At 70.6% G+C, this 21,834-nt stretch carries 22 protein-coding genes and 1 pseudogene; 16 read left to right on the top strand and 7 right to left on the bottom strand.

Annotation, left to right across the window (positions count from 1 at the left end):
- Window positions 1-13: 13 nt before the first annotated feature.
- From ACFVTR_RS16990 to ACFVTR_RS16960, 7 genes are all read left to right on the top strand, one after another.
- The gene (locus tag ACFVTR_RS16990) at window positions 14-964 is read left to right on the top strand and encodes an ABC transporter permease (RefSeq protein WP_387039228.1); all 951 of its coding nucleotides are present in this window, start codon (window positions 14-16) and stop codon (window positions 962-964) included.
- Window positions 961-1,830, top strand: a complete 870-nt coding sequence (locus tag ACFVTR_RS16985) for an ABC transporter permease (RefSeq protein WP_387039227.1) — start codon at window positions 961-963, stop codon at window positions 1,828-1,830. The genes ACFVTR_RS16990 and ACFVTR_RS16985 overlap by 4 nt, the downstream gene beginning before the upstream one ends.
- The gene (locus tag ACFVTR_RS16980; protein ID WP_387039226.1) at window positions 1,827-2,669 is read left to right on the top strand and encodes an ABC transporter ATP-binding protein; all 843 of its coding nucleotides are present in this window, start codon (window positions 1,827-1,829) and stop codon (window positions 2,667-2,669) included. Before ACFVTR_RS16985 ends, ACFVTR_RS16980 begins: the two co-directional genes overlap by 4 nt.
- Window positions 2,666-3,565 carry an ABC transporter ATP-binding protein gene (locus tag ACFVTR_RS16975; protein ID WP_387039224.1) on the top strand — a complete coding sequence of 300 codons (900 nt, stop codon included), beginning with the start codon at window positions 2,666-2,668 and terminating at the stop codon, window positions 3,563-3,565. Before ACFVTR_RS16980 ends, ACFVTR_RS16975 begins: the two co-directional genes overlap by 4 nt.
- A 5-nt stretch (window positions 3,566-3,570) precedes the next feature.
- Window positions 3,571-5,154, top strand: a complete 1,584-nt coding sequence (locus tag ACFVTR_RS16970) for a gamma-glutamyltransferase family protein (RefSeq protein WP_387039222.1) — start codon at window positions 3,571-3,573, stop codon at window positions 5,152-5,154.
- Window positions 5,155-5,226: 72 nt separating this feature from the next.
- Complete coding sequence (locus tag ACFVTR_RS16965; protein WP_387039221.1) at window positions 5,227-6,015, top strand: sulfite exporter TauE/SafE family protein; 789 nt, start codon at window positions 5,227-5,229, stop codon at window positions 6,013-6,015.
- Between the two features lie 88 nt (window positions 6,016-6,103).
- Window positions 6,104-6,541 (top strand): hypothetical protein, encoded by a 438-nt coding sequence (locus tag ACFVTR_RS16960; RefSeq protein WP_387039219.1) that lies wholly within the window; start codon window positions 6,104-6,106, stop codon window positions 6,539-6,541.
- Between the two features lie 84 nt (window positions 6,542-6,625).
- Here the strand turns inward: ACFVTR_RS16960 and ACFVTR_RS16955 are convergent, their stop codons facing one another.
- The gene (locus tag ACFVTR_RS16955) at window positions 6,626-7,501 is read right to left on the bottom strand and encodes a Ku protein (protein WP_387039217.1); all 876 of its coding nucleotides are present in this window, start codon (window positions 7,499-7,501) and stop codon (window positions 6,626-6,628) included.
- A gap of 82 nt (window positions 7,502-7,583) precedes the next feature.
- Here ACFVTR_RS16955 and ACFVTR_RS16950 point away from each other — a divergent pair, with 82 nt between their 5' ends.
- Window positions 7,584-10,016, top strand: a complete 2,433-nt coding sequence (locus ACFVTR_RS16950) for an ATP-dependent DNA ligase (RefSeq protein WP_387039216.1) — start codon at window positions 7,584-7,586, stop codon at window positions 10,014-10,016.
- A gap of 31 nt (window positions 10,017-10,047) precedes the next feature.
- Here ACFVTR_RS16950 and ACFVTR_RS16945 read toward each other — a convergent pair whose 3' ends face one another.
- From ACFVTR_RS16945 to ACFVTR_RS16935, 3 genes are read right to left on the bottom strand one after another with little or no spacing between them, the layout of a single operon-like run.
- Window positions 10,048-11,022 carry a DNA topoisomerase IB gene (locus ACFVTR_RS16945; protein WP_387039214.1) on the bottom strand — a complete coding sequence of 325 codons (975 nt, stop codon included), beginning with the start codon at window positions 11,020-11,022 and terminating at the stop codon, window positions 10,048-10,050.
- A 22-nt stretch (window positions 11,023-11,044) separates the two neighbouring features.
- On the bottom strand, window positions 11,045-11,311 hold the full coding sequence (locus ACFVTR_RS16940) for a Rho termination factor N-terminal domain-containing protein (protein ID WP_387039213.1): 267 nt from the start codon (window positions 11,309-11,311) through the stop codon (window positions 11,045-11,047).
- A 37-nt stretch (window positions 11,312-11,348) separates the two neighbouring features.
- Window positions 11,349-12,230: an SDR family oxidoreductase gene (locus ACFVTR_RS16935; protein ID WP_387039211.1), complete on the bottom strand. Its 882-nt coding sequence runs from the start codon at window positions 12,228-12,230 to the stop codon at window positions 11,349-11,351.
- A gap of 192 nt (window positions 12,231-12,422) precedes the next feature.
- On the opposite strand from ACFVTR_RS16935, the gene ACFVTR_RS16930 reads away from it, so the two are divergent.
- Window positions 12,423-12,587, top strand: a complete 165-nt coding sequence (locus ACFVTR_RS16930; RefSeq protein WP_387039209.1) for a hypothetical protein — start codon at window positions 12,423-12,425, stop codon at window positions 12,585-12,587.
- Between the two features lie 116 nt (window positions 12,588-12,703).
- A pseudogene (locus ACFVTR_RS16925) lies at window positions 12,704-13,006 on the top strand (hypothetical protein); the annotation flags it as partial.
- 144 nt (window positions 13,007-13,150) lie between these two features.
- On the opposite strand, the gene ACFVTR_RS16920 reads toward ACFVTR_RS16925, so the two are convergent.
- Entirely contained in the window at window positions 13,151-13,570 is a 420-nt protein-coding gene (locus tag ACFVTR_RS16920; RefSeq protein ID WP_387039207.1) for an SRPBCC family protein, read from the bottom strand.
- 267 nt (window positions 13,571-13,837) lie between these two features.
- Between ACFVTR_RS16920 and ACFVTR_RS16915 the strand changes: the two genes are divergently transcribed.
- The gene (locus ACFVTR_RS16915; protein WP_387039206.1) at window positions 13,838-14,056 is read left to right on the top strand and encodes a hypothetical protein; all 219 of its coding nucleotides are present in this window, start codon (window positions 13,838-13,840) and stop codon (window positions 14,054-14,056) included.
- A 9-nt stretch (window positions 14,057-14,065) separates the two neighbouring features.
- Here the strand turns inward: ACFVTR_RS16915 and ACFVTR_RS16910 are convergent, their stop codons facing one another.
- Both ACFVTR_RS16910 and ACFVTR_RS16905 read right to left on the bottom strand, forming a co-directional pair.
- Complete coding sequence (locus ACFVTR_RS16910; RefSeq protein ID WP_387039204.1) at window positions 14,066-14,389, bottom strand: ATP-dependent DNA ligase; 324 nt, start codon at window positions 14,387-14,389, stop codon at window positions 14,066-14,068.
- A 28-nt stretch (window positions 14,390-14,417) separates the two neighbouring features.
- Entirely contained in the window at window positions 14,418-15,131 is a 714-nt protein-coding gene (locus ACFVTR_RS16905) for a DUF6766 family protein (RefSeq protein WP_387039202.1), read from the bottom strand.
- 124 nt (window positions 15,132-15,255) lie between these two features.
- Between ACFVTR_RS16905 and ACFVTR_RS16900 the strand changes: the two genes are divergently transcribed.
- The 5 genes from ACFVTR_RS16900 to ACFVTR_RS16880 all read left to right on the top strand — a co-directional run bounded on the left by ACFVTR_RS16900 (window position 15,256) and on the right by ACFVTR_RS16880 (window position 21,754).
- Window positions 15,256-16,281, top strand: coding sequence for a LacI family DNA-binding transcriptional regulator (locus tag ACFVTR_RS16900; RefSeq protein WP_387039200.1), 1,026 nt, complete (start codon window positions 15,256-15,258; stop codon window positions 16,279-16,281).
- Window positions 16,282-16,553: 272 nt separating this feature from the next.
- Window positions 16,554-18,227: a glycoside hydrolase family 13 protein gene (locus ACFVTR_RS16895; RefSeq protein ID WP_387039509.1), complete on the top strand. Its 1,674-nt coding sequence runs from the start codon at window positions 16,554-16,556 to the stop codon at window positions 18,225-18,227.
- A 71-nt stretch (window positions 18,228-18,298) separates the two neighbouring features.
- Window positions 18,299-19,660 carry an ABC transporter substrate-binding protein gene (locus tag ACFVTR_RS16890; RefSeq protein WP_387039198.1) on the top strand — a complete coding sequence of 454 codons (1,362 nt, stop codon included), beginning with the start codon at window positions 18,299-18,301 and terminating at the stop codon, window positions 19,658-19,660.
- Between the two features lie 130 nt (window positions 19,661-19,790).
- A complete protein-coding gene (locus tag ACFVTR_RS16885) occupies window positions 19,791-20,774 on the top strand; it encodes a carbohydrate ABC transporter permease (protein WP_387039197.1) in 984 nt (327 codons plus the stop codon).
- A gap of 68 nt (window positions 20,775-20,842) precedes the next feature.
- Window positions 20,843-21,754 (top strand): carbohydrate ABC transporter permease, encoded by a 912-nt coding sequence (locus tag ACFVTR_RS16880; RefSeq protein WP_387039508.1) that lies wholly within the window; start codon window positions 20,843-20,845, stop codon window positions 21,752-21,754.
- Window positions 21,755-21,834 lie beyond the last annotated feature (80 nt).

The following is a 21,834-nucleotide window of genomic DNA, read 5'->3' as shown; positions in this document are numbered from 1 at the left end:
CTGGAGCACGACAATGCTTCGATTCATCCTGATCCGGGTCGCCGAGGGCGGCGCGACACTCCTCCTGTCGTCGCTGCTGATCTTCGGCGCGCTCTTCCTCGCGCCCGGCGATCCGATCGCGATCCTCATCGGCAACAGAACGGTGAGCCCCGAGACCGTCGAGGCGCTCCGCGAGCAGTACCACCTCGACGACCCATTCCTCATCCGCTGGTTCGCCTGGCTCGGCGACGTCGTCACCGGCGACCTCGGCCAGTCGATCACCTACCGCGACGACGTGTGGAACCTGCTCGAGCCCCGGCTCGGCACCACAGCCCTCCTGCTCGCGATGAGCCTCGTGGTCATCATCATCGTGGGCGTCGGCCTCGGCGTCGTCTCGGCGCTCGGCGGGCGCCGCCTCGGCGACGTGCTCCTCGGCGCGACCTCGGTCGGCGTCGCAGTGCCCTCGTTCGTCGCGGCGCTCGTGCTGATCTCGCTCTTCGCCGTCGGGCTCGGATGGTTCCCGACCTTCGGCTCCGGCGGCGACGACCTGGGCAGCAGGGTCTACCATCTGACCCTGCCGGTGATCGCCCTCACCATCGCCTCGGGCTCCTACGTCGTCCGGGTCACCCGCGCCGCCCTCCGGGAGGAGGCGCAGCGAGACCACGTGCAGACGGCGATCGGTCGTGGGTTGCCGCGCGGTCGCACCATCGCCCAGCATGTCGTCCGGAACGCGCTCACCCCGATCGCCACCGTGGTCGGCGTCACCCTCACCAGCCTCGTCGTGGGATCCATCGTCATCGAGAAGGCCTTCGCCCTCGACGGCATCGGACTCCTCCTGACCGACGCCGTCCTCAGGAAGGACTTCGCCGTGGTCCAGGCGATCACCCTGCTCCTCATCACCATCGTGGTCGTCGTCGCGCTCCTCGTCGACATCCTCCAGGTCGCGGTCGATCCTCGCGTCCGGGCGAGGGTGGTGCGCCGATGACCGCCACGCTCCTCCGCTCGAAGCAGGAGGCGGCGCCGGTCGTGCGCCCGCGGCGCGACATCCCGTTGATCGTCGCGGTGATCGTCCTGGCCGTGTTCGTCCTCGCAGCCGTGTTCGCGCCGCTCCTCACGCCGATCGACCCGACCGCGTCGGACTTCAGCCGCACTTATCGGCCGATGGAGCCTGGAGCGATCCTCGGCACCGACAGCTCCGGACGCGACATCTTCAGCCGCCTCCTCTACGGCGCGCGGGTGAGCCTCGTGGCGCCGGCCGTGATCGTGCTCGTCGCGGGCGTGCTCGGCACCCTCATCGGCATCGTCTCGGCCGTCGCCGGGGGAGTGGTCGACCGGGTGCTCAGCCGCCTCCTCGACATCGGGTTCGCGTTCCCCGGCATGCTGCTCGCGATCCTCGCCGTCGCCATGTTCGGTGCGGGCCTCGCGCCCGTCGTGATCGCGCTGGCCATCGCCTATGTGCCCTACATCGGCCGCATAGTACGGAACGTCGCGGTCGGCGAGATGGTCCTGCCGTACATCGACGCGCTGCTCAGCGTCGGGCAGAGCCGTTGGCGCATCGCAGTGTTCCACGTGCTGCCCGCGGTCCTGCCTACGGCGATGGCGCAGATGACCGTGTCGTACGGCTACGCCATGGTCGACCTCGCGGCGATGTCGTTCCTCGGCATGGGCGTGCAGCCCCCGACGGCGGACTGGGGCCTCATGGTCTCCGAGGGGCAGAGCGGCGTCATGCAGGGCTACTGGGAGGAGTCGGTAGTGGCGTGCGCGGCGATCGTGGTCTCCGTGTGCGCCGTCTCGCTCATCGGCGACCGGCTCGCCGATCGCGTCGGCAAGGTGAAGGAGATCCGCATATGAGCCTCGTCACGGTCGCGGACCTCTCGCTCCGCACGAGCGCGGGCGATCCCATCGTCTCGGGCATCGACCTCACGATCGGCCACGGCGAGATCGTCGGCGTCATCGGCGAATCGGGGTCGGGCAAGTCGATGACCCTGAAGGCGATCGCCGGCCTCCTGCCCAACGGCATCGAGGCGAGCGGTTCGATCGCCTACGAGGGCACCGAGCTGACGACGCTGTCGCGGAGCGCCTACCGGGCGTTCCGCGACCGCGAGCTCGGCATCGTCTACCAGGATCCCCGGGCCCACGTGAACCCGGTGCACACCGTCGGCGACTTCCTCACCGAGGCGCTCCTGGTGAACCGGCGGATGAGCCGTCGAGACGCCGTCGCCCGCATCACGAAGCTCTGCCGGGAGGTCGGCATCACCGAGCCGGAGACGCAGCTCAGCGCCTACCCGTACCAGTTCTCGGGCGGCATGCTGCAGCGCGCGGTGATCGCCGCGGCACTCGCCACCGACCCGAGGCTCATCCTCGCCGACGAACCGACGACGGCCCTGGACGTGACCAGGCAGGCCGAGGTCGCCTTCCTGCTGCGCAGCCAGGTCCGTGAACGCGGCATCGGCATGATGTTCATCACCCACGACCTCGAGCTCGCCGCCGCACTCTGCGACCGCGTCTACGTGATGTACCGCGGCGGCATCGTCGACGGCTTCGCGGCCGACCGCATCTTCGAGTCGAGGCATCCGTACACGATGGCGCTGCTCCGCGCCCGGCCGAGCCTCGGCAGCGGCCGGCAGCGCCTGGCGACCATCACCGAGGAGCTCCGGGCCGAGATCGACGAGGAGGTGGGTCGACGATGACGACCGCGGACACGGGAACGGACGTCCTCATCGAGGTCCGTGATCTCCGCAAGGTGTTCCACCGCGGCGGACACGAGCTCGTCGCCGTCGAGGGCGCGAGCTTCGAGATGCTGCGCGGGCGCAATCTCGGCATCGTGGGCGAATCGGGCTCCGGCAAGTCCACAACCGCGCGCATGATCATGGGGCTCGAGCAGGCCACGTCCGGGAGCGTCACCGTGTGCGGCGAGGACATGACCGTGCCGGTCCGCTCGGCGCGTGCCCGGCGACGCCGTGCCAAGCTGACGCAGATGGTCTATCAGGACCCGTTCGGCTCGCTCGACTCCAGGCAGAGCGTCGCCTCGTGCCTGCGCGAGGTGCTGCGCATCCACGGTCCGGCGTCGAGCGCGGAGCGGGAGGGGAGGATCGCCGAGCTGTGCGACCTCGTCGGCCTGACGTCCGTGCAACGCGAACGGAGTCCGAAGGACCTCTCGGGCGGCCAGCGCCAGCGCGTGGCGATCGCACGCGCGCTGGCGGTGCAGCCCGAGATCGTCGTGCTCGACGAGGCCGTCGCGGCGCTCGACATCTCGATCCAGGCGCAGATCCTGAACCTGCTCGTCGACGTTCAGCGCGAGACCGGGACGGGCTACGTGCTCATTTCGCACGACTTGGCCGTGGTCGGCCACCTGACCGACGACGTCGTGGTCATGCGCAACGGCCGGATCGTCGAACAGGGCCCGACCGCCCGGGTGCTGACGGATCCCGTCGACGAGTACACGCGGATCCTCCGCGACAGCGTGCCGTCGCTCGACTGGCGGACGCCCGGCGCCCTGGAGGCCGTCGCCCGACGGGTCGGCCCCCGCGGCGAGTTCGCGACCACGGGCATGGCCGTCCCATCCGCCATCGAGGGGAATCAGTGAGAGCGATGACGACCGCACCGAACGCCGTGAACGACGAGAATTCCCGGGCCTCCGCGCCCGCCCGCGGCGCAGTCGCGACTTCGCACCACCTGGCCACCGAGGCCGGCGCCGACGCGCTTCGGGCGGGCGGGAACGCGATCGACGCAGCCCTCGCCGCGGCCGCGGCGCTCTGCGTCGTCTATCCGAACAACGTCGCCCTCGGCGGCGATCTCGTCGCCCTGGTCCGCAAGCCCGACGGCACCGTCGTGTTCGTGAACGCGACGGGCCCGGCGGCCGCCGCGTCGAGCCTCGCCGAGCTGCGCGAGCGTCACGGCGACGCCCTGCCCGCGCGCGGCGTCGACACGGTCACGGTCCCCGGCGGCATCCGCGGCTGGGAGACGCTGCATGAGCTCGGCGCCAGCCGTAGCTGGGGGCAGCATCTCGAGGCCGCCGTCCGCTTCGCGGCAGACGGCGTGCCGACCGCCCGTTCGGTGGCCGCGGCGATCCGCGACGAGCGCGCCGACCTCGAGGCCGACGCGGGGTGCCGCGCCGTGTTCCTCCCCGGCGGCGAGCCGCTGGCAGAGGGAGCCCCGCTCGTGCAGCCCGAGCTCGCCGACTCGCTCCGCCGCCTCCAGGCCGGCGGCGCAGAGGAGTTCTACTCGGGCGAGCTCGCCGAACGCTGGGTCGCGGGGCTCCGAGCTCTCGGCTCGAGCATCGTGCTCGGCGACACCACGGCCTATGAGGCGGAGACCGCCGAGCCGATCGAGGCGCCCTTCGGTCCGTACCGGGTGCTGACGAGCCCGCCGAACACTCAGGGGTTCTCGCTGCTGCGCACACTCCACGCCGTGCAGGCCGAGGCGTGCTCGGACCCGCTCGGCGTCGGGGCGGGCCGCACCGCCGCGGTCTTCGAGCGCAACAACGCCGTCCGCGACGCGCTGCTCGCCGATCCCGCGTTCGGCGGACGCGGCGGCGACGAACTCGTCGGGGCCGATGCGGCGGCCGGGATCGCCGAGCCCTCGCGGCTCGCGACCGGCGACACCGTCGGCCTGAGCGTGGTCAGCGCCGACGGGTGGGCGGTCTCGCTCGTACAGTCGGTGTACTTCGGGTTCGGGTCGTGCGTGCTCGAGCCGACCACGGGAATCCTCTTCCAGAATCGGGGCACGTCGTTCTCGCTCGACGAGGCCTCGCCGAACGCGTTCGCGCCGGGGAAGCGGCCCCGCCACACGCTCATGCCGGTGCTGGTGCTCCGCGACGAGGAGGTGGCCTGGGTGTCGGCGACGATGGGCGGCCAGGCGCAGCCCCAGATCCATGCGCACCTGCTCCTGCGCTCGTTCGCGGGCGCCACGCCGGAGGACGCGACCTGCGCGCCGCGCTGGGTCGTCGGGGTGCAGGACGTCGGCGACACCCGGCGAACGGCGACGGTCGAGGCGGACGTGCCCGACGCGGTGCGTGCCGCGATCGCGGACGCCGGGTTCGACGTCAAGATCGTGCCGAGTCGCGACGAGTTGCTCGGCCACTCCAACCTCATACGCGTCGAGCGCGGCGGCTACGCTGCCGCGAGCGATCCGCGCTCGGACGGTTCGGCCGTCGTCATCGGCCCGGAGGACTGACCTGAAATGATGCACCAGAACCATGGCGGCGCCGACCGCGCCGCCGTGTCCACGACCACGAAACCGGAATCGATGACCGAGAACCACCGCCCAGCCCTCCTTCCCCTCATCCTCGTCGGCCTCCTCGGGGGACTCCTCTCGGGGCTCTTCGGGATCGGCGGCGGCCTCGTCATCGTGCCGGCCCTCGTGCTGCTGCTCGGGATGCCGCAACGGCTCGCGGCAGGCACCTCGGTCGCGGCCATCCTGCCGGCCGCCGTCGTGGGCGCCGTGAGCTATGCGATCCAGGGCCAGGTCGACTGGGTCGCCGCGCTCCTGCTCGCGGCCGGCGTGATCCTCGGCTCCCAGGTGGGCAGTGCGCTCCTCGCGAAGCTCCCGGTGCGCACCCTGCACTGGTTCTTCCTGGCGTTCCTGCTCGTCGTCATCGTGAGCCTCTGGTTCGTCGTCCCGCAGCGCGACAGCGAGATCGACATGACGTGGCTCTCGGGTGCGCTGCTCGTGGTCACGGGCTTCGTGACCGGCGTGCTCTCGGGCGTGCTCGGCGTCGGCGGGGGCATCATCGTCGTGCCCGTGCTGATGTTCTTCTTCGGCGCGAGCGACCTCGTCGCCAAGGGCACCTCCCTGATGATGATGATCCCCGGATCGATCTCGGGCACGCTCGCGAACTGGCGCCGGCGGAACGTCGACCTGCGCACTGCGGCGATCGTCGGCATCGCGGCGAGCGTGATGTCGCCGCTCGGCACGCTGATCGCGGCGGGGATCGATCCGTTCTGGTCGAACGTCGTCTTCTCGATCTTCCTCGTGTTCGTCTTCGCGCAGATGCTCGGGCGCCGCATCAAGGACGTCCGCGCCCGTCGGGGGTAGCAGGAGGGCCCGGGCAGCGCGACCCCCGGCGGGTGTCCGAGGCCGTCGCTAGACTCTTCGGGTCACTGAATTCAGGGGGAACTGCACCATGCAACGAATCATCACGTCCACCGCGCTCGTCTTCGCCGCCGCCCTGCTGTTCACCGGGTGCGCCGCGAGCAGCGACGACAGCACCACCGCCCAGGGCGGCGACGACTGCGAGGTCGTCCGGGTCGCCGTGCGCGACATCTCGAACGGCGCGCAGAACGCCATCCTCACCTCGACCGAGCAGGCTGCCCTCCTCGAGAAGCTCGACGGCTACTCCGAGCGCGTCGACGAGCTCGACGAGCAGGCTGCCGACGACACCAAGCTCGCCGAGGCGCTCGACGGCCTCCAGGAGAAGATCGAGGCCGCTGAGACCTACGCGGCCACGCTGCCGACCACCGAGACCGAGGACTTCCAGGCCGACGCCGACGCGCAGGCCGCGGCCACGGGTGACATCCAGGCCGCTGCGGTCACCGTCACCGAGGTGTGCTCGGCCGAGTAATCGGGGCATCCCCAGTACGCGAGCACGCGGCATCCCATCGTCGGATGCCGCGTGCTTCGCGTTTCACCGACCGGAATCGCGGGTTCACGCCGACTTCGACTTCGCCGCCTTCTTCGCGGGCGCCTTCTTGGAAGCCGCCTTCTTCGCGGTGGCCGCCGCCTCGTCGCCCTTGCCTCCGCGCTTCGCGGCGATCGACTGGCGCAGCGCCTCCATGAGGTCGATGACCTCGCCGCCCTGCTCCTCCTCGGGCTCCTCCCCGAACGTCGCCGCCGTGTCGAGTGCCTCGCCCTGTTCGAGCTTCGCCTCGATGAGCGTGCGCAGCTCCTGCTGGTACTCGTCGACGTACTGCTCGGGATCGAAGTCGGAGACGAGGCTCTCGACGAGCTGCTTCGAGAGGTCGAGCTCCTTCGCCGAGATCTTGACGGGCTCGTCGAGGGACTTGAACTCGGCGGCGCGCACCTCGTCGCTCCAGAGCAAGGTCTGCACGACGAGTACGTCGCCGTGCACGCGGAGCGCCGCGAGGCGCGTCTTCTGCCGCAGCGCCATCTGCACGATCGCGGTGCGGTCGGTCGACTCGAGCGTCTCGCGCAGCAGCACGTACGCCTTGTTCGACGCCGAGTCGGGTTCGAGGTAGTAGCTGCGGTCGAGCATGATCGGGTCGATCTGCTCGCTCGGCACGAACTCGACGACCTCGATCTCGCGGCTGCGCTCGGCAGGCAGCGCCTTGAGGTCGGCGTCGGTGATGACGACGGTGCGTTCGCCGTCGTCGTAGGCCTTGTCGATGTTCTGATAGGCGACGACCTTGCCGCACACCTCGCACTTGCGCTGGTACCTGATGCGCCCGCCGTCCTCGTCGTGCACCTGATGCAGGGACACGTCGTGATCCTCGGTGGCGCTGTACAACTTGACGGGCACATTGACGAGGCCGAATGTGACCGCCCCCTTCCAGACGGCTCGCATACCCCCTAGTACACACCCGGGGATGCCTCGTGGGAACCCCGGGACCTTCGACACCGCGGGCGCGAGACGCCAAGATGGGGGCATGGCCGATGGGGAGCGGCAACTCGTCGAGGTCGACGGCCGGAGGCTCAGGCTGACGAACCTCGACAAGGTCATGTATCCCGAGTCGGGCATGACCAAGGGCGAGGTGATCTCGTACTACGCCGAGATCGCCCCCGTCATGCTGCCCCACGTCGCCGGGCGACCGATCACGCGCAAGCGCTGGGTGCACGGCGTCGGCACGGCCGAGGACCCCGAGGCGCCCTTCTTCGAGAAGCAGCTCGCCGACCATGCCCCCGACTGGATCCGGCGCGGCGTGATCGAGCACTCGGACGGGCCGAAGACCTACCCGATCGCGGGCGACCGGGCGACGCTCGTGTGGCTCGCCCAGCAGGCCGCGCTCGAGCTGCACGTGCCGCAGTGGCGCTTCGCGCCCGACGGCAGCGCGTCGAATCCCGATCGGATGGTCTTCGACCTCGATCCCGGGCCCGGCATGGGCCTCGCCGAGTGCGCCGAGGTCGCCCGGCTCGTCCGCGATCTCATCGCCGGCATGGGCCTCGAGGCGATGCCGGTGACGAGCGGCAGCAAGGGCCTGCACCTCTACGCCGAGCTCGACGGTGCGCAGACCTCGCAGCAGGTGTCGGAGGTCGCGCACGAACTCGCCCGCGCGCTCGAGGCCGATCACCCCGAGCTCGTCGTCTCGAGCATGCGCAAGTCGCTGCGGGGCGGCCGCGTGCTCATCGACTGGAGCCAGAACAACGGCAAGAAGACCACGATCGCCCCGTACTCGCTGCGCGGCCGGCTGCGGCCGACGGTCGCGGCGCCGCGCACCTGGGACGAGCTCGAGGACCCGGGGCTGCGCCACCTCGAGGCGCACGAGGTGCTGGCACAGGTCGCCGAGCGGGGCGACCCGATGGCCGGGCTCGCGGATGCCTCGGGGCCCGGCCCGCTCGCGACGTACCTCTCGATGCGGCGGGAGGGCCGCACTCCCGAGCCGATGCCGGGCGGCCCCGGCGACGGGCGCGTGGGGGAGGAGTCGCGATTCGTCATCCAGGAGCACCACGCGCGGCGACTCCACTTCGACCTGCGGCTCGAACGCGACGGGGTGCTGAAGAGCTGGGCCGTGCCGAAGGGCGTGCCCGAGAGCTCGGGGAGGAACCACCTCGCCGTGCAGACCGAGGACCACCCGATCGAGTACCTGGACTTCGAGGGCACGATCCCGTCAGGCGAGTACGGGGCCGGCTCGATGACCGTGTGGGACACCGGCACCTACGACGTCGAGAAGTGGCGCGACGACGAGGTGATCTTCACGCTCGCGGGGTCGACCGGCGGGCCGCTCGGCCGGGTGCGACTCGTGCTCATCCGCACCGACGGCAGCGGAGAGAAGAGCTCGTGGCTGCTGCACCGGATGAAGGAGCAGGGCGGCTCGCCGGCGCGGGCGGCGCCGCGCTCGAGCGGCTCGACGAGCGGTGCGGGGTCGACGGCGTCGCCCGTGCGTGAGGCGCCGATGCTCGCGACGCCCGGCACGCTCGGCTTGCTGCGCGGCGAGGACTGGGCGTTCGAGTGGAAGTGGGACGGGATCCGCGCGCTCGCCAGGGTCGAGGGGGGTCGGGTGCGGTTGTCGAGCCGGAACGGGATCGACGTCACCGCCCGGTATCCAGAGCTGCACCGCCTGCCCGAGCTGCTCGACGGCGATGCCCTGCTCGACGGCGAGATCGTCGCGCTCGACGCCGGAGGTCGGCCCGACTTCGGCGTGCTCCAGCAGCGGATGGGACTCACCAAGCCGCGCGAGATCGCCGAGGTCGCGGCATCCGTGCCGGTGCGCCTGCTGCTCTTCGACGTGCTCGAGGCCGACGGCGAGTCGCTCGTCGACGAGCCGTACCGGGTGCGACGCGCCCGCCTGGAGGCACTCGTGCGGCCGCGGCGCGGGGTGCCCGTCGAGGTGCCGGCGCTCGCCGAGGGGAGCCCTGAGGAAGCGCTCGAGGAGAGCCGGGTGCTCGGCCTCGAGGGGATCATGGCGAAGCGTCCGGGCTCGGTGTACCGCCCGGGCGTGCGCTCCGACGACTGGGTGAAGCTCAAGCTCACCCGCACGCAGGAGGTCGTCGTCGGCGGCTACCGGCGCGGGGTCGGGGGCCGGGCCGGGCGCATCCGGTCGCTCCTCGTCGGCATCCCGGTCGAGGGCGACGGCACCGAGGGGGAGCGGGTGCTCGAGTACGTCGGGCGCGTGGGCTCGGGGTTCCGGGAGCGCGAGCTCGAGCAGCTGCTCGCCCGGCTCGACGCGACGGTGCGACCCGATCCGCCGTTCGTCGAGGTGCCCGCCATGGACGCCGTCGACGCCGTCTGGGTGCACCCCGAGCTCGTCGGCGAGATCGAGTTCAGCGAATGGACGGGCACGGGCGTCGCCCGCCACCCGCGCTGGCGCGGCCTCAGGCCCGACAAGTCGCCCGACGAGGTGCGTCGCGAGGACGAGGGATGAGCAGCGGTCTCGCCCCGGCGGAGACGCCTGCTCACTCGCCGTCGGAGGCGAGCAGTTCGAGCAGGCGACGCTCTCGGTCGGCACCGGATGCCACGACCGCGCCCCGCTCGTACGCCGCGACGACCCGTGGATCGATGTAGCTCCCCTTCGCGATCGCGGGCGTGTTGCCGAGGGCCATGGCGGTCGCCTCGACCGCGTCGCGCACTGCGGTCGCGCGGGCCCGCACCGTGCCCGCCGGGCCGATCAGCGCCAGATGCTCCGCGGCGACGAGGGTGCCGCGCAGGGTGCGGAAGTCCTTCGCCGTGAACTCGCCACCCGTGCGCTCGCGGATGTCGTCGTTCACGTCGACCGGCGCGACCGCGCGGTGGGCTCGGCCCTCGGTCCAGGCGTAGAGCCGTGCGGCTCGCGACCGTTCGCCCGCACTTTCGACGTAACCGGCCAGTCCGGTGTCAATGATGCGCAGCTGTTGCGCGACGCCGCCCTTCGCCCGGAACCTGAGGCGGACCGTCTCCTCGTCCTCGAGGCTCGCGTTGCGCACGAGCAGGGTCGTCAGCCCGCGGTTGCGGAATCCGGCGAGCGACTCCTCCGAGCCGATGCGGATCGCGCCGAGGTCGAGCGTCGTGAACGCGGCCGCGAGCACGCGGGCGCGAGGCATCCCGTCGAGTGAGAGGTCGTGCCGTGCGCTTCGTCTCGCCGCGGGCAGGGCCCGCGCGAGCTCGGCCATCCGCTGGAACTTCTCGACGTCCTGCCGCTCCCGCCATGAGGGGTGATAGAGGTACTGGCGACGTCCGGCCGCGTCGACGCCGACCGCGAGCAGGTGGGCGTTCGCCGAGTCCGAGATCCAGACCTCCTGCCAGGCGGGCGGCACGGCGAGTTCGGCGATGCGTGCCCGCTCGGCGCGACCCGCCGACCCACCGTCGCTGTGGACGTACCCGAAGCCGCGCCCTCGTCTCACCCGCGCGTAGCCAGGTGAGACGTAGGGCACGACCCGCTTCAGCCGCGGCATCGCGCGATCCCGTAAGCCGGGCTCAGTGGTTGCGCAGCGCCGAGATCAGCTCGGCCTTGCGCTTGCCGCTGTACCCGGTGAGGCCGAGCTCCTTCGCGCGCCGGCGCAGCTCGTCGACGCTCCAGTCCTCGTAGTCGCCGTGCTGGCCGCCTTTACGGCCGATCGCGCTCCGACCCTGCGCCGCCGCGGCGTTCGAGATGCGCGCCGCCTTCTCCTTCGAGGCGCCGTCCTCGCGGAGCTCCTCGTAGAGCTCCGGGTCCTTGAGCGAGGCGTTCCTGCGTCCGGGCATGGTGCGCTCCTTCCTGATCGTTCGTCGATCCGGCCGTTCAGAACGGCCGTCCGCCGGTCACCGGCAGCACCGCCCCCGACACGTACGAGGCGTCGTCGGAGGCGAGGTAGACGTAGGCGGGGGCGAGCTCGGCCGGCTGTCCGGCTCGGCCGAGCGGGGTGTCCTTGCCGAAGTCGGTGATCTTGTCGGGCCAGCCCGTCGCGGGGATGAGCGGCGTCCAGACCGGTCCGGGTGCGACGGCGTTCACGCGGATGCCCCGGGGCCCGAGCTCTTCGGCGAGGGCCTTGGTGAACGCGACGAGCGCCGCCTTGGTCATCGCGTAGTCGACGAGCGCCGGCGAGGGCTCGGTGGCCTGGATCGAGGCGGTCGTGATGATGCTCGCCCCCGGCTCCATGAGTGGCACGGCTGCGCGGGCGAGGAACACCGGGGCGAACAGGTTGACCCGCATCACCGTCTCGAAGTCGTCGCTCGGCACGTTTTCGATGCCCTCGCGGTCGCGCTGGTGGGCGGCGTTCAGGACGAGCACGTCGAGGCCGCCGAACGCCTGCTCGGTGTGCTCGATGAGCTCGTTGCAATGCGCCTCGCTGCGGAGGTCGCCGGGCAGCAGCAACGGGTCGCTGCCGGCGTCGGTGATCCAGCTCGCCGTCTCGTCGGCGTCGGGCTGTTCCTCGGGCAGGTAGGAGATCGCGACCTTGGCTCCCTCACGGGCGAATGCGATCGCGATCGCACGACCGATGCCCGAGTCCCCGCCGGTGATCAGCGTGCGGAGCCCTTCGAGGCGGCCGCTGCCGCGGTAGCTCTGCTCGCCGTGGTCGGGGAGCGGCGACATCGCCTCGGTGAGCCCGGGAGGCGCCTGTTCCTGGCGCGGGAATCGGTCGGTGGTGTGCTTGGTCGTCGGATCGATCAGTCGGTCGTTCATCATGGTGATTCGCCCCCTCGAACGCGAGCCACGGTACGCCGGGCCCATGGCGGGCGGGAGGGGATTGACAGCGGCGCGAGACCGTCCTCGCCGACGTGCTCGTGCACGCGCTTACACGTGGTTCCGCTGTGAGGTCAACCCCTCGCATGGGCGGCCGGGGACCCGTAGCGTCGGAGACGTGAAGGAGGAATCATGAACATCCTCGTCGTCATCATCGCCATCGCCGCCGTCGCGCTGCTCATCACGGGCGGAGTCGTGCCGACACTGAACTTCCTGCTCTGGGTCGGCCTGGCACTCGCCATCATCGCCGTCATCGTGTTCCTGGTGCGGTACATCGGTGGGAACCGCGCGGTATGAGACCCACGCGAACGTGCATCGAGCGGGAGGCCCACCGGGTCTCCCGCTCGATCGGCGAGCGGACCGCTCGTCCCATGACTGGCGACGTGTGCGCCGGAGAGGCATAGGCTGACGAAGTGGGAACCCTCTACTACGGTGACTCCGGCACGCCGATCGGTATCGAGGACCGGGCGCTCGCGCACCTCAAGGTCGCGATCATCACCAAGCTGCGGCGCGGCGAGAGCTTCACCCTCTCGTGGCGTCACACCGACGACCAGCCGCGTGGGCGGAGCACGCTCTGGCTCCATCAGTCGATTCCGCTCCGCTTCGTGTTCGACGAGCCCGAGACGCCCGAGCTCAGCCGCAAGTGGATCGAGGACCTGATGCGGTCGGCGAACAGCACCGGGGGCGTGCAACTCGTGCCCGAGCAGCTCGACACCTCGGCGATCCCGACCGTCGTCGAGCAGCCGGTGCAGGTGGGCGTCGACGTGCAGGAGGTCGAGCAGGGAAGGTCCCCTACGCCGGCCGGCGACGGGGCGCGCCCCGCCTGAGCCCTGGCCTGCCCGAGGCCCGAATCACCCGTTTCACACATTGAGATCGGGGTCCGCGCCGACGGCACCGTCGGCGCGGTCTGCGCGCGGGGGCACCGGCGTCGCTCCGCCCCGGTGGATCTCGCCGCGCCATCCGCCGCCCTCCGCCCCGCGATCCTCGACGAACTCCTTGAATCGGTGCAGGTCGCGCTTCACTTGCAGGTCGTCGATCTGCAGCGCGGCGCCGGCCTGTTCGACGAACCCTTCCGGCTGCCACTCGATCTCGAGGTCGATTCGGGTGCGGTCCGGTCCCTCTGGGGCGAACTGCACCCGACCGCGGTGCAGCACTTCGCCCGCGCTCCGCCACGCGATGTGGTCGTCGGGAACCTGGTCGCTGATGTCGGCGTCGAACTCGCGACGCACTCCGCCGATCGAGACCACCCAATGGGTGAGGTCGGCGTCGAGCTGCGTCACCTCATCCCCACACCGCTCAGGAACTCGGGGAACGTCTCGAACTGCGTCCACTGGTCGTACGCGACGCGGATGGGGACGTCGACGTCGGTCGATGCGGTCACGGTCGTGCTCATGATGATCCTCCCGTTCCGGGCGCACCGTCGGCGCCCGGTGGCCACCGTACGCAGCGCGACGCCCTGATCGCGAGGGGCTTGTCAGCCGACGCCTCGGCTGGTAAACGGGAGGTGGGGGAGCATTCCGGCTCCGGAAATCCGGGAGGTGGTTTCGATGGGCGCCGATGAATCGCAGGTATCACGACCAGCGATCGAGGACTGGTGGCCGAAGCTCTCGATCCGCGCGAAGCATCGCGTTCTCGAAGACCTCGAGGCGCCGCTCCACGAAGAGGTCGCGGCCGAGATCGAACGCATCACGGGGGCGCACGCACCCGACCTGCTCACGCACGACGAACGCCGGTTCGTGCTCACGCAGATCGAACCGGTCGACTGAGGCGACCGCTCAGTCGTTCTCGAGCTCCTCGCTCTCGTCGGGCTCCGGCACGTAGTGGAGGCCGCTCGTGCTGTTGGCCGTCAGCAGCAGCTGCTCGATCCAGAGGCGATTGAGCGTCGGCGGGCGATTGCCGCTGAAGACGAACTGCAACGGGATCGACTCGTTCAGCCACAGCGTCGTGCGGCCGCTGCCGTTCTCGACGCCGTGCTCCCACGTCAGCGCGAAGCTCTCCGAGCGCCGAAGCTTGTTGAGGATCGCGATCCGGAGGTGGGCGAGGGTGCGGTCGTCGATGTCGAGTTCCCGCGTCGAGGAGTTGTAGATCAGTTTGCCCATGGCTGCACTGTAGTCCGATGCCGTGCCGTCAGGCACCGGTCTCGTGGTGCGGGGTCGCGACGGGCTTCGATTCGGGCGAGCCTCGCTGGCGCAGGTACACGGAGGCTCCCACGATCGCCGCGACGGCGAGGAACTCGCTCTGCCAGTTCTGCATCGACTCGAACCAGAACTGCGCGGTGCCGAGGTACTCCCACGCCGAAGTCCCGGGCAAGCCGTGCAGACGCTGCTCCTCCGAGTACGCCTCGGCGCCGCCGACGGCGTGGAGCCAGAACGAGAGGCCGAACAGCACGAGGAAGAAGAGCGCGAGCGAGTTCTCGTAGAGCACGAGCACGAATCCCCCGCGGCGAACGGGCCACGGGGTGTCGGGGCCGAGCTCGGCGGCCCTGGGGTCGTCGTCCTGCGGGGTGCGCCGGCCGATCGGCTTCGACTCGCTCGATCCCTTCTGGAAGAGGAAGACCGTCAGCACCACGTAGGCGCCCATCTGCAGGAACTCCGACTCCCAGTTCTCGAAGGTCGCCTCGATGAACTGCCCGGACCGCAGGTAGTCGGCGAACGGGAGGGGACCGGCGCCGTGGTCGAGCCGCGCTTCGTTCGCAACCTGGAATCCGCTCGCGGCCATGCCCGCGAGGCACGGCACGAAGACCGCCATGCAGACGAGGAACAGGGCGTGCGCGTGGAACCAGCGGGCAGCACCGCCGCGCGCCGGGCCTCGTTCCGAGCTGCTGTCGGCGTCGTGGGTCATCGGTGCTCCCTTCGTGCCATTCCGATGCTGGCCCCGTCGGGAGCCGGGTGGCAAGGGCTTGAGGGTGCGGCCGGGTGCCGGGCGATTGTCGAGTTCTTGCATCGCCTCGCGTAGCATTGCCGCCATGTCGAGAAGGCTGGCGGATGTCGCGCGCAAGGTCGGAGTCAGCGAGGCGACCGTCAGCCGGGTGCTCAACGGCAAGCCCGGCGTCTCGGCCTCGACCCGCGACGCCGTGCTGACGGCGCTCGACGTGCTCGGCTACGAGCGGCCGACGAAGCTCCGCGGTGAGCGGGCCCGCCTCGTGGGACTGGTGATGCCCGAGCTGCAGAACCCGATCTTCCCCGCGCTCGCCGAGGTCATCGGCGGCGGCCTCGCACAGAACGGCTTCACGCCGGTGCTCTGCATCCAGACCGCGGGCGGGATCTCGGAGTCGGACTACGTCGAGCTCCTGCTGCACCAGCAGGTCTCGGGCGTCATCTTCGCCGGCGGGGCGTACGCGCAGGCCGACGTCAACCACGACCACTACGAGCGCCTCCGCGAGCTCGGGCTCCCGACCGTGCTCGTCAACGCACCCATCGACGGCCTCGACTTCGCGACCGTCTCGTGCGACGACGCCATGTCGATGGAGCAGTCGCTCGGGCACCTCGCGCAGCTCGGGCACGAACGCATCGGGATCCTGCTCGGGCCGAGCGATCACATGCCGTCGCGGCGCAAGCACGCCGCGGCGATCGCCATGGCGGCACGACTCGGACTCGAGCTCCCCGACGAGCGGGTCGTGCACTCGTTCTACTCGCTCGAATCGGGGCAGACCGCGGCCTCGAAGCTCCTGGCCGCGGGCGTCACCGGCATCGTCTGCGCGAGCGACCCGATGGCGCTCGGCGCCGTGCGCGCGGCCCGGCGGGCCGGCCTCCGCGTCCCCGAGGACGTGTCGGTGATCGGCTTCGACGACTCGGCGCTCATGAACTGCACCGAGCCGCCGCTCACGACGGTCCGGCAGCCCATCGAGTCGATGGGCAAGATGATCATCGAACTGCTCATGCGCCAGATGTCGAGCGAACGGGCGATCGGCGACGAGGTGTTCTTCGCTCCCGAGCTCGTCGTGCGCGCCTCGACGGCCCCGGCCCCGGCCCCGGCCCCGTCGGTCGAGTAGCGACGAAGGAGCGTATCGAGGCCTCGCGTGGTCTCGATACGCGCTGCGCGCCGACTCGACCGACGACGTCGCTCCACCCTGTGCAACTGACGATGCGCACGGTTTCTGCAAGCCGCTGCCGCAAGTCACCGCAAACTGTCGCAAACTGATGCTCGATTGTTGAATAGTTGCATCATTCTGTTGCTCTCATTACGTTGAGCCGCATCGACGCCGGCGTCTCGAACGGTCCGGCGCGAAGCCCGCCCGACTCGAGGAGAAGCGACCGCGTGACCATGCCGCTCACCGACACCCCCGCCGCGCCGACCGCGTTCACCCGCGACCCGCTCTGGTGGCGCAGCGCCGTGATCTACCAGGTGTACGTGCGCAGCTTCGCCGACTCCGACGGCGACGGCACGGGCGACCTGCGGGGCGTGCTCAGCCGCCTCGACTACCTCGCCGACCTCGGCGTCGACGCCCTCTGGTTCAACCCCTGGTACCCCTCTCCGCTCGCCGACGGCGGTTACGACGTCGCCGACTACCGCGACATCCACCCGGCCTTCGGCACCCTCGCCGACGCCGAGGAGCTCATCGCCGAGGCGGCGGCGCGAGGCATCCGCACCATCATCGACATCGTCCCGAACCACGTCAGCTCCGAGCACCCGTGGTTCCGCGAGGCGCTCGCCGCCGGCCCCGGCAGCTCCGAGCGCGAGCGCTTCTGGTTCCACCCGGGCAAGGGGCCGAACGGCGACGAGATGCCGACGCACTGGGTGTCGAACTTCCAGGGTGACACGTGGACCCGCACGGTGAACCCCGACGGCACGCCGGGGGAGTGGTACCTGCATCTCTTCACCCCCGAGCAGCCCGACCTCAACTGGAACCACCCCGAGGTGCGCGCCGAGCACGAGGACATCCTGCGATTCTGGTTCGACCGCGGCGTCGCGGGCGTGCGCATCGACTCGGCCGGACTGCTCATCAAGGACCCGGAGCTCGGCGAGGTGCCCGAGTCGGTCGCGCCAGGGCAGCACCCCACCGAGGACCGCGACGAGGTGCACGAGGTCTACCGCTCGTGGCGGCGCATCGCCGACTCGTACGACGGCACCCGCGTGCTCGTCGGCGAGGTCTGGGTGCCGGATGCCTCCCGCTTCGCGGCCTACCTGCGGCCCGACGAGATGCACACGGCGTTCAACTTCGACTTCATGTCGCGCCCCTGGCAGGCCGACGAGCTCCGCGCCTCGATCGACCTCATGCTCGCCGCGCACGCGCCCGTCGGGGCGCCGAGCACCTGGGTGCTGTCGAACCACGACGTCACGAGGCCGGTCACCCGCTACGGGCGCCACGACTCGTCGTTCGCGTTCGCGAAGAAGCGGTTCGGCACGCCGAGCGACCTCGCCCTCGGCGGCCGGCGGGCACGCGCGGCGGCGCTGCTCACCGCCGCCCTGCCCGGCTCGCTCTACCTCTACCAGGGCGACGAGCTCGGCCTGCCCGAGGTCGAGCTGCCGCGCGCGGTGCTCGAGGACCCGATGCACTTCCGTTCGGGCGGCGTCGACCCCGGCCGCGACGGCTGCCGCGTGCCGCTGCCGTGGCGCGGCACGACGGCCCCGTTCGGATTCGGCCCCGACGTCGCGACCCCGTGGCTGCCGCAGCCCGCCGAGTGGGCGGCGCTCACCGTGCAGGCCCAGCAGGCCGACCCCTCGTCGATGCTCTGGCTCTACCGCCAGGCCCTGCGCCTGCGCAAGCGCGAGGCCGCCCTCGGCGACGGGCCCATGAGCTGGATCGACGCGGGCGCCGACGTGCTCGGCTTCCGCCGCGGCGACGACCTCGTCTCGATCACGAACTTCGGAGGGGCGCCGATCGCCCTGCCCGAGCACGAGAGCATCCTGCTCGCGAGCGCCCCGCTCGAGGCCGGTCTGCTCCCGAGCGATGCGACGGCCTGGCTGCGCATCGCACCGGCGCCGAGGCATCCCTGAACCGCACCGCCACACCACCCCGAGACCGCACCATCCGCACCACCCAGCACAGCACCGAAAGGAACAGGACAATGAAGTCATCACGCAGCATCGCGATCGCGGGGCTCACCGCGCTCGTGGTCGCCGGCTCGCTCGCCGCCTGCAGCGCCGATTCGGGCGGCGACGACGGCAAGCTCGAACTCCGCGTCGCCACCTTCCCGCCCGGCGCCGACCAGGCCGCCTACGACGCCTTCGCCGAGCAGGAGAAGCAGTTCGAGAAGGCCAATCCCGACATCGACGTCGTCGGCCTCGAGTACGAATGGACGGCGCCCACCTTCGCCGCCCAGCTCGCAGGCGGCAGCCTGCCCGACGTCTTCACGGTGCCGTTCACCGACTCGAAGACGCTCCTCGAGAACGGCCAGCTCATGGACGTCACGAAGGAGATCGACGACCTCGGCTACTCCGACAAGTTCAATCCGATCATCCTGAACGAGGTCACGGGCGGTGACGGCAAGCTCTACGGCTTCCCGCGCCAGGCGTACGCCAACGGCCTGCACTACAACCGTGCGCTCTTCGAGGAGGCCGGCCTCGATCCCGACAGCCCGCCGACCACCTGGGACGAGGTGCGCGCGGCCGCGAAGACCATCGCCGAGAAGACGGGCAAGGCCGGGTACGCGACCATGGCCGCCGGCAACACCGGCGGCTGGCAGCTGTCGGTGCAGGCCGACTCCCGCGGGGCGTCGCTGCAGGAGGCGAACGACGACGGCAGCTACACCTCGACGATCGACAACGACGCCACGAAGGCGACGCTCGAGTACCTGCACGACCTCCGTTGGGAGGACGACTCGATGGGGGCGACCTTCGACCTCGACTGGGGCAGCATCAACCAGGAGTTCGCCGCCGGCAACGTCGGCATGTACACCTCGGGCTCCGACGTGTACACGGCGCTCGTGCGCGACTTCGGCATGAGCCCCGACATCTACGGCCTCACCGTGATCCCCACGGAGAACGAAGGCGGCGTGCTCGGCGGCGGCGACATCGCCGTGATGCCGCCCACGCTCGACGACGACACCAAGGCCGCGGCCGTCGAGTGGATCGACTGGTACTACATGCAGAAGCTCCTGAACGAGGGCGCCGCCGTCGCCGATGCGAAGGCGCTCGCCGCCTCCGACCAGGCCGTGGGCACCCCCGTGCTGCCGGTGCTCGACAAGGACACCTGGGACCAGCAGCAGGAGTGGATCGCGCCCTACGTCAACGTGCCGCAGGACCAGATGACCGGCTTCTTCGACGGCATCTTCGAGCAGACGCCGGTGGGTGAGTTCAAGGGGCAGACGCAGCCGATCTACGCCCTCATGGACAACCTCGTGCAGGCCGTGCTGACCGATGAGAACGCCGACATCGACGCGCTGCTGAAGCAGGTCGACGTCGACGCGCAGGCCCTGCTCGACCAGTAGTGCACCCTCGTCGGTCGAGGAGCGCCCGACGGAGCAGGATGCGTATCGAGGCCGCCCCCGAGGCCTCGATACGCGCTCCGCGCTCCGCGCTGCTCGACCGACGAGACCGTCAGGCCGAGGAAGGACCATCATGACCACCACCATCGACCCGGATGCCGCGACCGACGTCGCCCCGCGGCATCCCTCGCCCCCCGCGCCGAAGGCGGCCCGACGGCATCGCCGCACCCCCGTGACCTGGCTGCGCGGCGGCGGGCTCTGGAACCTCGCGTTCCTCGCGCCCATGCTCATCGTGTTCGGGATCTTCAGCTGGGGGCCGATCGCGCAGGCGGTCGTCATGAGCTTCCAGAAGACGAACCTGATCACGCCGCCCGTGTGGGTCGGGCTCGACAACTTCGCCCGCGTGCTGAGCGACCCGAACCTCGGCACCGCGGTGCTCAACACCCTGTACTTCGCGGGCCTCGCGCTCGTGTTCGGGTTCCCGCTGCCGATCCTCATGGCCGTGCTGATGAGCGAGGTCCGCCGCGGCAAGGGCCTCTACAGCGCCCTCGCATACCTGCCCGTGGTCGTGCCGCCCGTCGTCGCCGTGCTGCTCTGGAAGGTGTTCTACAACGCGAGCCCCGACGGGGTCTTCAACACCGTGCTCGGCTGGGTCGGGATCCCGCCGCAACCGTGGCTGCAGTCGTCGGCGACGGCGATGCCGTCGCTCGTGATCGAGGCGACGTGGGCCGCCGCCGGCGGGTCGATCATCATCTACCTCGCGGCGCTCATCGCGGTGCCGCCCGAGCTCTACGACGCCGCCGAGGTCGACGGCGCCGGCATCTGGCGCAAGATCTGGCACGTCACCCTGCCGCAGCTGCGCGGCATCCTCTTCATCATGCTGATCCTGCAGATCATCGGCACCGCGCAGGTCTTCCTCGAGCCGTACCTGTTCACCGGCGGCGGGCCGAACAACTCGACCCTCACCGTGCTGCTGCTGATCTACCGCTACGCGTTCCAGAACAGCCTCGGCGGCGACTACGGGGAGGCGACCGCCCTGAGCCTCATGCTCGCGGTCTTCCTGGGCCTCCTGAGCTGGCTCTACTTCAAGCTGACCGACCGTTGGAGCACGAATTGACCACCGCGCAGGGCACCGCCCCCGCCACGACGGCGGATTCCATCACGCTGCGCGCCCGCCTGTCGCGGATGACGCGACGCCGGCCGGGCGCCCCGGAGGACGGCGGAGACCGCGGCATCGTCTCCGAGCACGAACGGGGGCGCGGCGGCGTCCGTGCGTCGATGGGCGCGATCCACGTGTTCCTCTTCGTCGGACTCGTCGTCGCGGGCCTCGGGCCGCTGCTGTGGCTGGCCAAGGCGGCGGTCACCCCCACCCAGGACACGCTCTCCCAGCCGTTCGCGCTCTGGCCCAACGGCATCGACTGGGCGAACCTCGAGCAGGCGTGGAACGACATCCACATCGACCAGTACTTCCTGAACACGATCTGGGTCGCGGCCGGATCGTGGTTCTTCCAGCTGCTGATCGCGACGACGGCCGGGTATGCGCTGTCGATCCTGCGGCCGAAGTACGCTCCGGTGCTCAACGCCCTCGTGCTCGCGACGCTCTTCATCCCCGCGGTCGTGCTGCTCGTGCCGCTCTACCTCACGATCCTGCACCCGCCGCTCATCGACACGTCCCTCCTCAACACCTACTGGGCGGTGTGGCTGCCGGCGGCGGCGAACGCGTTCAACATCCTGCTCGTGAAGCGATTCTTCGACGGACTGCCCCGCGAGGTGTTCGAGGCCGCCCGCACCGACGGCGCCGGACCCTTCCGCGTGTTCTGGTCGATCGTGCTGCCGATGTCGAAGCCCATCCTCGGCGTCGTCTCGGTGTTCGCCGTGATCGCCGCCTGGAAGGACTTCCTCTGGCCGCTGCTCGTGCTGCCCGACCCCGCGGTGCAGCCGCTGTCGGTGCGACTTCCGGCGGTGCAGTCGCAGACCGAGCTCGACGTGTTCCTCGCCGCGCTCGCGATCTCGACGCTCATCCCCGTGGCGCTGTTCCTGGTGTTCCAGCGGCTGTTCCTCCGGGGCGCCGGGCTCGGCGGCGCGGTCAAGGGCTGAGGATGCCGCGGCTGGGCGCCGTTCGGGCGCCCAGCCGCTCGGGCGCCCCGCCGTGGTGGGCGTCGGCGCCCGCGGGTAGG

The sequence above is a fragment of the Agromyces sp. NPDC058126 genome (assembly GCF_042884595.1).
Taxonomy (GTDB): Bacteria; Actinomycetota; Actinomycetes; order Actinomycetales; family Microbacteriaceae; genus Agromyces.
This window is presented reverse-complemented; position numbering and strand designations above follow the sequence as displayed.

Bases quoted from the DNA above. Each gene is read 5' to 3' on its own strand.
- ACFVTR_RS16990 (WP_387039228.1), top strand. From the start codon at position 14: ATGCTTCGATTCATCCTGATCCGGGTCGCCGAGGGCGGCGCGACACTC.
- ACFVTR_RS16985 (WP_387039227.1), top strand. From the start codon at position 961: ATGACCGCCACGCTCCTCCGCTCGAAGCAGGAGGCGGCGCCGGTCGTG.
- ACFVTR_RS16980 (WP_387039226.1), top strand. From the start codon at position 1,827: ATGAGCCTCGTCACGGTCGCGGACCTCTCGCTCCGCACGAGCGCGGGC.
- ACFVTR_RS16975 (WP_387039224.1), top strand. From the start codon at position 2,666: ATGACGACCGCGGACACGGGAACGGACGTCCTCATCGAGGTCCGTGAT.
- ACFVTR_RS16970 (WP_387039222.1), top strand. From the start codon at position 3,571: ATGACGACCGCACCGAACGCCGTGAACGACGAGAATTCCCGGGCCTCC.
- ACFVTR_RS16965 (WP_387039221.1), top strand. From the start codon at position 5,227: ATGACCGAGAACCACCGCCCAGCCCTCCTTCCCCTCATCCTCGTCGGC.
- ACFVTR_RS16960 (WP_387039219.1), top strand. From the start codon at position 6,104: ATGCAACGAATCATCACGTCCACCGCGCTCGTCTTCGCCGCCGCCCTG.
- ACFVTR_RS16955 (WP_387039217.1), bottom strand. From the start codon at position 7,501: ATGCGAGCCGTCTGGAAGGGGGCGGTCACATTCGGCCTCGTCAATGTG.
- ACFVTR_RS16950 (WP_387039216.1), top strand. From the start codon at position 7,584: ATGGCCGATGGGGAGCGGCAACTCGTCGAGGTCGACGGCCGGAGGCTC.
- ACFVTR_RS16945 (WP_387039214.1), bottom strand. From the start codon at position 11,022: ATGCCGCGGCTGAAGCGGGTCGTGCCCTACGTCTCACCTGGCTACGCG.
- ACFVTR_RS16940 (WP_387039213.1), bottom strand. From the start codon at position 11,311: ATGCCCGGACGCAGGAACGCCTCGCTCAAGGACCCGGAGCTCTACGAG.
- ACFVTR_RS16935 (WP_387039211.1), bottom strand. From the start codon at position 12,230: ATGAACGACCGACTGATCGATCCGACGACCAAGCACACCACCGACCGA.
- ACFVTR_RS16930 (WP_387039209.1), top strand. From the start codon at position 12,423: ATGAACATCCTCGTCGTCATCATCGCCATCGCCGCCGTCGCGCTGCTC.
- ACFVTR_RS16915 (WP_387039206.1), top strand. From the start codon at position 13,838: ATGGGCGCCGATGAATCGCAGGTATCACGACCAGCGATCGAGGACTGG.
- ACFVTR_RS16910 (WP_387039204.1), bottom strand. From the start codon at position 14,389: ATGGGCAAACTGATCTACAACTCCTCGACGCGGGAACTCGACATCGAC.
- ACFVTR_RS16905 (WP_387039202.1), bottom strand. From the start codon at position 15,131: ATGACCCACGACGCCGACAGCAGCTCGGAACGAGGCCCGGCGCGCGGC.
- ACFVTR_RS16900 (WP_387039200.1), top strand. From the start codon at position 15,256: ATGTCGAGAAGGCTGGCGGATGTCGCGCGCAAGGTCGGAGTCAGCGAG.
- ACFVTR_RS16895 (WP_387039509.1), top strand. From the start codon at position 16,554: ATGCCGCTCACCGACACCCCCGCCGCGCCGACCGCGTTCACCCGCGAC.
- ACFVTR_RS16890 (WP_387039198.1), top strand. From the start codon at position 18,299: ATGAAGTCATCACGCAGCATCGCGATCGCGGGGCTCACCGCGCTCGTG.
- ACFVTR_RS16885 (WP_387039197.1), top strand. From the start codon at position 19,791: ATGACCACCACCATCGACCCGGATGCCGCGACCGACGTCGCCCCGCGG.
- ACFVTR_RS16880 (WP_387039508.1), top strand. From the start codon at position 20,843: ATGACGCGACGCCGGCCGGGCGCCCCGGAGGACGGCGGAGACCGCGGC.